The 8,060-nt window shown below is 67.3% G+C and carries 8 protein-coding genes; 4 read left to right on the top strand and 4 right to left on the bottom strand.

Annotated features, from left to right (window positions below; genetic code table 11):
- Both F1542_RS03350 and F1542_RS03345 read right to left on the bottom strand, forming a co-directional pair.
- Nucleotides 1-677: DMT family transporter (locus F1542_RS03350; protein WP_193731810.1), on the bottom strand; the 677-nt coding region annotated here is incomplete at its 3' end.
- A gap of 88 nt (nucleotides 678-765) precedes the next feature.
- Nucleotides 766-1,329 (bottom strand): hypothetical protein, encoded by a 564-nt coding sequence (locus tag F1542_RS03345; protein ID WP_193731809.1) that lies wholly within the window; start codon nucleotides 1,327-1,329, stop codon nucleotides 766-768.
- A 400-nt stretch (nucleotides 1,330-1,729) separates the two neighbouring features.
- On the opposite strand from F1542_RS03345, the gene F1542_RS03340 reads away from it, so the two are divergent.
- Entirely contained in the window at nucleotides 1,730-3,553 is a 1,824-nt protein-coding gene (locus tag F1542_RS03340; RefSeq protein ID WP_193731808.1) for an amidohydrolase, read from the top strand.
- Between the two features lie 190 nt (nucleotides 3,554-3,743).
- Here F1542_RS03340 and F1542_RS03335 read toward each other — a convergent pair whose 3' ends face one another.
- The gene (locus tag F1542_RS03335) at nucleotides 3,744-5,009 is read right to left on the bottom strand and encodes a virulence-associated E family protein (protein WP_193731807.1); all 1,266 of its coding nucleotides are present in this window, start codon (nucleotides 5,007-5,009) and stop codon (nucleotides 3,744-3,746) included.
- 1 nt (nucleotide 5,010) lies between these two features.
- Nucleotides 5,011-5,841 carry a bifunctional DNA primase/polymerase gene (locus F1542_RS03330; RefSeq protein WP_193731806.1) on the bottom strand — a complete coding sequence of 277 codons (831 nt, stop codon included), beginning with the start codon at nucleotides 5,839-5,841 and terminating at the stop codon, nucleotides 5,011-5,013.
- A 94-nt stretch (nucleotides 5,842-5,935) separates the two neighbouring features.
- Between F1542_RS03330 and F1542_RS03325 the strand changes: the two genes are divergently transcribed.
- The 3 genes from F1542_RS03325 to F1542_RS03315 form a co-directional block, all read left to right on the top strand.
- The gene (locus F1542_RS03325) at nucleotides 5,936-6,904 is read left to right on the top strand and encodes a S24 family peptidase (protein WP_193731805.1); all 969 of its coding nucleotides are present in this window, start codon (nucleotides 5,936-5,938) and stop codon (nucleotides 6,902-6,904) included.
- Nucleotides 6,905-7,024: 120 nt separating this feature from the next.
- Nucleotides 7,025-7,279, top strand: coding sequence for a hypothetical protein (locus F1542_RS03320; RefSeq protein WP_193731804.1), 255 nt, complete (start codon nucleotides 7,025-7,027; stop codon nucleotides 7,277-7,279).
- A gap of 228 nt (nucleotides 7,280-7,507) precedes the next feature.
- Nucleotides 7,508-8,060 (top strand): YceI family protein (locus F1542_RS03315; RefSeq protein ID WP_193731803.1); only part of this gene is annotated, 553 nt, incomplete at its 3' end.

Here is an 8,060-nt window from a genome sequence, read left to right as displayed (position 1 = left end):
ACCCCATAGCCCAGGAAGCCCACGCCCCCCGCCGCCGCAACGACGCCTGCGCCCGGCAGGCTGGCATGCTGCGCCACCAGCGCCACGCACAGGTTGACGGCCCCCGCCACAACGCCCTTTATCATGGCGATGCGCACCGGGTCGGCCGCCGACAACTGACCGCTGAGGTTGTTGTCAATGCCCCAGCACACGCACGCGGCGATGATGTACAGCGCCCCGGGTGCAAACGCCGCATGCCCCTGCCATGACAGCACGCCCGCCCCCGCCACGATGCACGCCGCGCCAAACAGCAGCCTGCGGTCCACGTTTTCCCGAAACACCACCCACGCGATCAGCAGGGTCGCGATGCTTTCCATATTCAGCAGCAGCGACGCACTGGCCGCGTCACTGCGCGCCAGACCGATCATCAGCAGCAGCGGCCCGGCCACGCCGCCGGTGGCAATCACCCCCAGCAGGCACGGCAGGTCGGCGCGCGTCAGCGCGGCCTCGTCATGGCTGGGCAGGCGCAGCGCCGCCCGCGCGCCAAGCACCAGCGCCAGCCCGAGGCCGGAGCCAAGGTACAGCAGCCCCGCCGCCATCTGTGGCGACATGCCACCCAGCAGCAGCTTGGCAAATGGCGTGCTGGCGCCAAACAGCACGGCGGACAGCAGGGCAAGGACAAGACCGGATCTGTTCATCCCCCACCCATACCACACGGTATTCGCCGCGTGCCATGATCATGATGTGGCGTGGGCACGTGAGCGGACAATACGATCTCAGCTTCCCTCACCACCGCTCATGCAGGATATCCAGCGCCCTGTGCAGCGTGCGGATGCGCGTGCCGGGGGCTTCGTCCATGCCGCATACCGCGCACGCCACGCGGCCACGGGCCGGGGTCAGCAGCGACAGGGCGCGGTCAAGGGCGCGTCGGGCCTGCACGCCGGCCTCCGTATCCTCCAGCGTGCCGCAGCCCGCGCCGGTATGGGGGGTGTAGCGCTGCACCAGCCGCCCGCCGCGCGTGGCACGCAGCCACACGGCGCGAAACCGCAGCCCCGCCGCATGCTGCTCGGCGGTCAGGGCGGCATTGGCGCGGTGGAACAGGCGGTCCAGCATGCAGGCGTCACGCACCCGGCGCACGGTCTGCTGCACGCTGCGCGGGGTCAGTACGATGCGGTCTTCCACCACCACGCGGGCGCGGGCGGCGGGACCATCGGCCCCCATGTCGGGTTTCAGCCCCATGGCGATGTCACGGGCGGCCAGGCGCGCGCGACGGTCGGCACGCAGCATGGCGGCCACCCGGCGGCGTTCCCCATCCGGGGCGTCAGGGGTACGGACAAGGGGTACGGACATGGCGTTTCCAGTGCAATCTGTATGATATTTTCATACTACCTGCCCGCCATGCAGGCGGCACGCCGGGGCGTACCCCTTGCGGCCGGGGGCAAGGGGTACAGGCACGGCACGCTGCACCCCCCGGTTTTCCGCGCTTTCTGTTCGGGGTGTACCCCTGTTCCCTCCGTACCCCTTGAAAAACAATTTCAGTCACGGAGCATGGATCAGGGACCGTCATGGAAAGTTTGCGGTTTTAGGGGTACGGAGGGAACAGGGGTACACCCACCCGTCTTACCCGGCCCATGCCGGTGCGACATAAGGCGGTACACACCCGTGGCCGGGCATTTGCCTGCCCCCGTTTGACAGCGGCCCGAAAGCGCCGTCTATTGTCGGTCCGTAATGTTTATGGGGATCCTGTTTCATGGGACTGCCGCATCACCATGCCGCCTGCATGGCCGCCCTGCTTTCATGCGTCTCACCCGCCATGGCAAGGACCGTGCCGGCCGATGTCGTCTTTACCAACGGCTACATCTACAGCGTTGATAAAAAGGACCATGTGTACCAGGCCCTGGCGGTAAAGGACGGGCACATCGCCTATATCGGCAGCAATGCGAAGGCCGCGCGCTATGTCGGCCCCGCCACGCAGCGCGTGGACCTTGGCGGGCGGATGATGATGCCGGGCCTGGTGGACGGGCACATGCACCCGCTGGACGGGGGCAAGAGCCTGATGGGCTGCTCGCTGGACTATCAGGCCCTGACGCATGATGAATTCAGCCAGCGCGTGCGCGCCTGCGCCGCCAATCCCGCCCTGCGCCGCCCCAATGGCACGCTGGTGGTCCGTGGCTGGTTTCAGGAGGCCATGAAGCCCGCGGGCGTGCGCCTGACGAAGGAAGATCTTGACCGCATCGACGCCCGCCGTCCCATCGTGGTGCGGTCCACCTTTGGCCATACCACGCTGGTCAATTCCGCGGCGCTGCGCATGGCGGGCATTACGGCGGCGACAAAAGCGCCCGCGGGGGGCGAGATCGTGCATGACGCAAAGGGCCAGCCCACCGGCGTGCTGGAGGACGTGGCGCAGGATCTGGTCGAACGCGTGGACCCGCCGCTGAGCGCGGATGAAAACGTGCAGGCCGCCCGTGCGTCACTGGCGGCCATGCGTGAACAGGGGATTACCGGCTTCCTTGACGCATGGGCGCTGGATGCCGACCTGTCCAGCTATGCCGCGCTGCAGCAAAGTGGCGAGCTTACGGCCCGCGCCCATTTCGCCCCGCTGGTGGAACCGGCCACGGGCACCGATGTCGCGGGCAACGTGCGGCGGCTGAAAGCCATCGCCGCGAAATATGACCAGGGGCCGATTGGCGTGGCGCCCGGCATTACCGTGCGCAACGTCAAGTTTTTCATGGATGGGGTGATCGCAGCCCCCGAACTGACCGGCCGCGTGCTGCAGCCCTATTACATCAATACCGGCACGAAGGATGCGCCCAACTGGGTGCCCGGCACGTCGCTGGGGCCTGATCCCTATTTCCCGCCCGCCGTCCTTGGCCCGCTGCTGCTCGGCGTGGTGCAGGCGGGATTTGACCCGCACATGCATGCTGATGGCGACGGGGCGGTGCATATTGCGCTGGATGGCGTGCAGTACGTGCGCGACCACCTGCCGCATGCCGATTTCCGCCCCGCCATCGCGCATGATGAACTGGTCTCCCCTGCCGACGTGCCGCGTTACAAACCGCTGGGCGCGGTGCCGGTGCTGTCGTTCCAGTGGGAAAAGGAAGGCCCGGACACGGTGGATGCCGGTCGCGACTTCCTCGGTCCCGAACGGGCGAAGGCAATGGAACCGGCATGGCCGCTGTACAGGGCCGGGGCGCGGATTGCCTATGGCTCCGACTGGCCGGTGGACCGCCTGAACGAATGGTTCGCGCTGAAGGTGGGGGTCACCCGCACCAACGCCCCCGAAGCGGGCGAGAAATATTCACACCCGCTGGGTGGTGCGCCTGGCCTGCCCCGGCCCGCGGTGCTGCGCGCGATCACCATGAATTCGTCCTGGGAACTGCGTTCGGACACGCTGACGGGATCGCTGGAACGCGGCAAGCTGGCGGACCTGATCGTGCTGGACCGCAACGTGATGCAGGTCCCGGCGGCGGACATCGCCAACACGAAGGTGCTGCTGACCATGGTGGGCGGCAGGGTCGTGTATAACCGCGACGGGTCCATTCCACTGAAGGCCACGACCGGCGGGGCGGAGTAACCGGCCTGAAGGCGTCTCCCCTTTTGCCGGGGAGCGCCTGTTTCGAAGTTTTTTGCAAAAAACTTCTGTCTTTCGGGGGGCATGGTGCGGCTGTGGCGTGGCCCGGTCATGCACCGGCCCCGATTGCACTGGCTCTGATTGACAGAAGTTTCCGGGCACCGCCTTTTTTCACAAAAGCGGCGTCTTTCCATCATTCCCCGACCGGCGCGACCCATACCCATTGCGGGCCAGACGTGGCGCAGCGCAGCCTGCGGCGGTTCCAGCCAAGGCCGCGCAGGATGGTGGCCACGCGTTTCTGCGCCATGCGGTCCTGACGGTCGCGCGGCAGGCCGAGTGCAAGGTGCAGCACATCCGCCATGCGCACCTGCGTCTGTCCCCCCATGCCCAGCCATGCGGCAACGGGGTCGCGCCAGGCGTCTTCATGCATGCGGCCGTCCTGCGCCTGCTGCACAATGGCGCCGACATGGCCGTTTTCCAGCCACAGGGGCATGGGGGCCGTGGCCTCGACATGGTCGGCTTCCGCCCATAGCTGCGCGCGCCATTTTTCGACCCATGCCACGTCGGCATGCTCGCAGGTGACGGGCCAGTAGCGGCGGTTGCCGGTGGGGTCGGTTAGGTATTCCTCCTCGTTGGTGGTGCCGGCAAAGACGCACTGGCGCGGGCGCGTGACCTCCAGCGCGGCATAGGTGGGGCGGTAGCGGTCATGCTGGCGGCTGAAAAACGCCTTGGCGTCGCGCGCGCTGCTGCGGCCCAGCGCCTGCAGTTCGGCCATTTCCACGCCCCATACCCCCAGCAGTCCCTGGGCCGCGTCCTTTTCCCCCAGGTCGCGCGGCAGGTCGTCCTTGAACCATGCGGTGCCGAACAGGGCGGCCAGCAGGCGGCTCTTGCCCATGCCCTGACGTCCCTCCAGCACCGGCACGTAATCGAACTTGCACCCCGGGCTGCGCACCCGGCGTATGGCGGCGCACAGGAAGCGCGCGCCCACGGCGGCATGGTACGCATCATCCGCACAGCCCAGCGCATGACGCAGCCATGTGCCAAGGCGCGGCGTGCCATCCCACCGTAACCCATCCAGCCATTCGCGCACGGGGTGCGTGCGGCGCATCATGGCGGCGGTGCGGCAGGACTGCTCGCCCACCGTGCGGCTGACCGGCAGGTCATAGGCGCGTTGCAGGTACGCCTGGATCAGGGCGGCGTCCATGTCCTCCATGGGGCGGGGATAGGGTCCGGGTGCCGCCGGCGCGCCGTCATAGGGCCGTGGCGGGGCGCGGGTGATGATATGGCGGCAGCTGAATTCATCCCACGCCAGCAGGCCGCGCAGCCGCGCGTCATGCCCCAGCAGCACAAGGCAGTTGCTGAGCGATGGCACGATCCGGCCCCCCACCCCGCGGGCCAGCAGGTCCATCCATGCGAAATGGCCGGGCGCGTGCGGCCCGGCAGGTGTGACCCCTACCATGTCAGGCTCTATGGACGGGACGCGGGTTGCGCAGCCCCGCATTCAGGCCCGAACGGATGGTGGCGCGGGCCTCGTTCAGCGGGATGCGGCGGCGCTGTGCCGCATGCAGCAATGTATCACGTGCCTGCGCCATGTCCATCATGCCTGCCCCGCACCACCGCCCCAGCGCATAGGCGCGGGCGTTGAGCGTGGTGTTGGCCATGCCCGGCGGCGCGTCGCATACGGCATGCAGCGCGCGCAGCAGCACGCCCGGCGCGCGGTCGCCGTCCATGCGGCGTGGGGGTACAGGCTGTGGCGCGGGGGCCAGCAGGGTTGCCAGCCAGTGCGGGATGGGTGGCGGCGCGACCTGCCACGGCGGCACGCGCCATGTGTACGCCCCGCCCGTGGCCGGATGCGTGCCCGGCGGGATGGTGACTGCCTGCCGCCCCCGGTGCGGGTCCAGGCCGGGGGCCGGGCAGCCCGCCTGCCCGCGCAGGGGTTCGCCATCGTGGCGGAAGAACAGGACCGCCCCGCCTGACCCGCCGGTGCGCGTCATGGGGCGTGGCGGCAGCGGACCATGGCGGCGGACAAGGGCGGCCAATGCCGCCACCCCGTCGGCGGCATGCGTGCCGGGGCGGTCCACATCCAGCGCGAACAGGCGTGACGGCCCGCATACCACCCGCCACCCGCATCCGGGCCAGCGCGCGGCCCAGCGCGCGATGGTGCCGGTGTCACAACTGGCGTGGTCCACCGCGCCACGGAAACACGCGGCGCGTGAGGCCGCATGCACGGGCAGCACATGCCACCCCATGCGGGCCACGCGGTACAGGTCGGGCGGGATCATGTCGGTCATGGGCGGGTTTTATGGGACATATCCCACTCCGTCAAGGAATAATGGGATATATCCCCTCTACACAGGGCGGGCGGATTATGGGACAGTTCCCATTATGGATACACGCTCCCCCGCCGCCGCCGAGATCGAGCGCCGCATGGCGCTGCTGAACCTCAACAAAAAGCGCCTTGCCGAGCAGGCGGGCCTGAACGAAACCTATGTGCATGACATCCTGCGCGGAAAGTCGCGCAATCCCGGCGGCGACCGGCTGGAAAAGGTCGCGGCCGTGCTGGGCTGCACCGCCAGCGACCTGCTGCGCGGGGGGGGGACTGGCAATCCGGGACCTGCGGCCGCGCGGCTGAAGGCGCTGCGCGAACGCGCGGGCTATACCGTGCGCGCGCTGGCGCGTGACGTGGGATTCGGGGACAGGTTTTCCAGCTATGCCTTTTATGAAAACAAGCTGAAAAAAGAGTACATCCCGGTCGAGCTTGTGCGCAAGCTGGTGCCGCTGCTGACCGACCGGGGCGATCCCCCCATTGCCGCGAGCGAGGTCTGGGCCCTGTCCGGCATCGTGCCGGGGGCGACCGACCTGAACGAAAGCATAAGCCGCGCCGAACGCGCCGCCATGCCCCTGCAGACCGATGACGGGGCGATAACGGTGCATGAATACGACATCTCGCCCCAGGCCGGTGCGGGCGCGATCGTGGACCATACCGCCTGTGGCGATGGGGAGGGACACCCGACGCTGGATTCATGGCGCATCCCGCGTGATTTCATCCGCAACTACCTGCCCGATACCGGCGGGCTTGCCATCATCCGGGTGGCGGGCAATTCGATGGAGCCGGAATTTGCCGCAGGTGACCGCGTGCTGGTCGATACCGGCCACCGCATCCCCTCGCCCGACGGGGTGTACGTGCTGTGGAACGGCATGGGCGTGGTGATCAAGCAGCTAATGCTGGTGCCCAATTCCCGCCCGCCACGCATCCGCATCATCAGCGTCAACCCGACCTACCCTGTTGATGAGGTCGATGCCTCCGACCTGGTGATAAACGGCCGGGTGGTGGGCAAGTGGGTGTGGAAATAGGGGCTGGCGGGCTGAAACCGCTCAATTGTAACTTTTTGTTGCCAAATGGTTGCCGCATTCAGGGCGTCCTGTTTCCCGGCCCGGCGCATGACGCCGGGGAAAAAGGAAGGAACGCACCACATGTTCAAGTCTGCTTCAGTACTCGCGACGCTGGCGGCGCTGGCCGTTGCCACCCCGGCCATGGCACAGGGCGCAAATGACTTCTGCAAGGCCGTGAGCAAACAGCCCGGCGGCGAATGGAAAATCAATACCGACACCACCGTCATGATTGGCGGCGCGCGTGTGGACCTGAAACCCCAGACGGTCTATCGCGGCGAAATCAAGATAAACGAGGAAGACCTGCACAACGAATTCGACAAGAACTGCAAGAAGTAAAAACCCATCCGGCATCACCTGCCGTCATGGTCCGGCATCCTGTCCCGTTGTGCCGCCCACCCATGCCACATGACGGGACAGGGGCCGGCGGAATGGCCCGTCCCCTGCCCTACTGACGCCGCATTCACCCCCTAGGCACACATCCTGCGCCCGTCACCGCTGCCCGGATGCTTCATGCCTGCTGCCCGCATATCCCCTGCATTACAACCCCATGCCATGACCGGCGTTATGCCTGTCATGACTGACATGATATCCATTCCCGCCCGTTCCCGCCTGCCCGCGATGGCCGTGCTGTGCATGGTCACGCTTTCGGCCCATTCCGCCCGGGCGGAAAGCCAGCATCTGGCCCTGACCCCCGCCAACACCACCGTGCTGCTGCATGCCGACAGCGTGGTGGGCGCGATGGACGGGCAGTTTGCCCGCGTGTCGGGCACGCTGGATTACGACCTGTCGCGCCAGACCTGCCATGTTGACCTGACCATGGATGCAACCAGCGTGCACATGGACACCGTGGTGGAACGCAAGGCCGCGAAATCGGGCAACATGCTGGACAGTGACCGCTTCCCCACCACCCGTTACGTGGGCGACTGCAGCCCCCGCGTGGTGAAGGGGCAGGTCCGATCACGCATGGTTGGCCGCCTGACCATGCGCGGCCAGGCCCACCCCATGACGTTTGATACGCAGATGGTCTTTACCGGCAACACCCTGACCATGCTGGACAGTACCGGCACGTTCGACGGCCGCCAGTGGGGCATGTCCACCATGCTGCACACCGTCAAGC

The organism is Komagataeibacter sp. FXV3 (assembly GCF_015155755.1).
In the GTDB taxonomy this organism is placed as follows: domain Bacteria; phylum Pseudomonadota; class Alphaproteobacteria; order Acetobacterales; family Acetobacteraceae; genus Komagataeibacter.
This window is presented reverse-complemented; position numbering and strand designations above follow the sequence as displayed.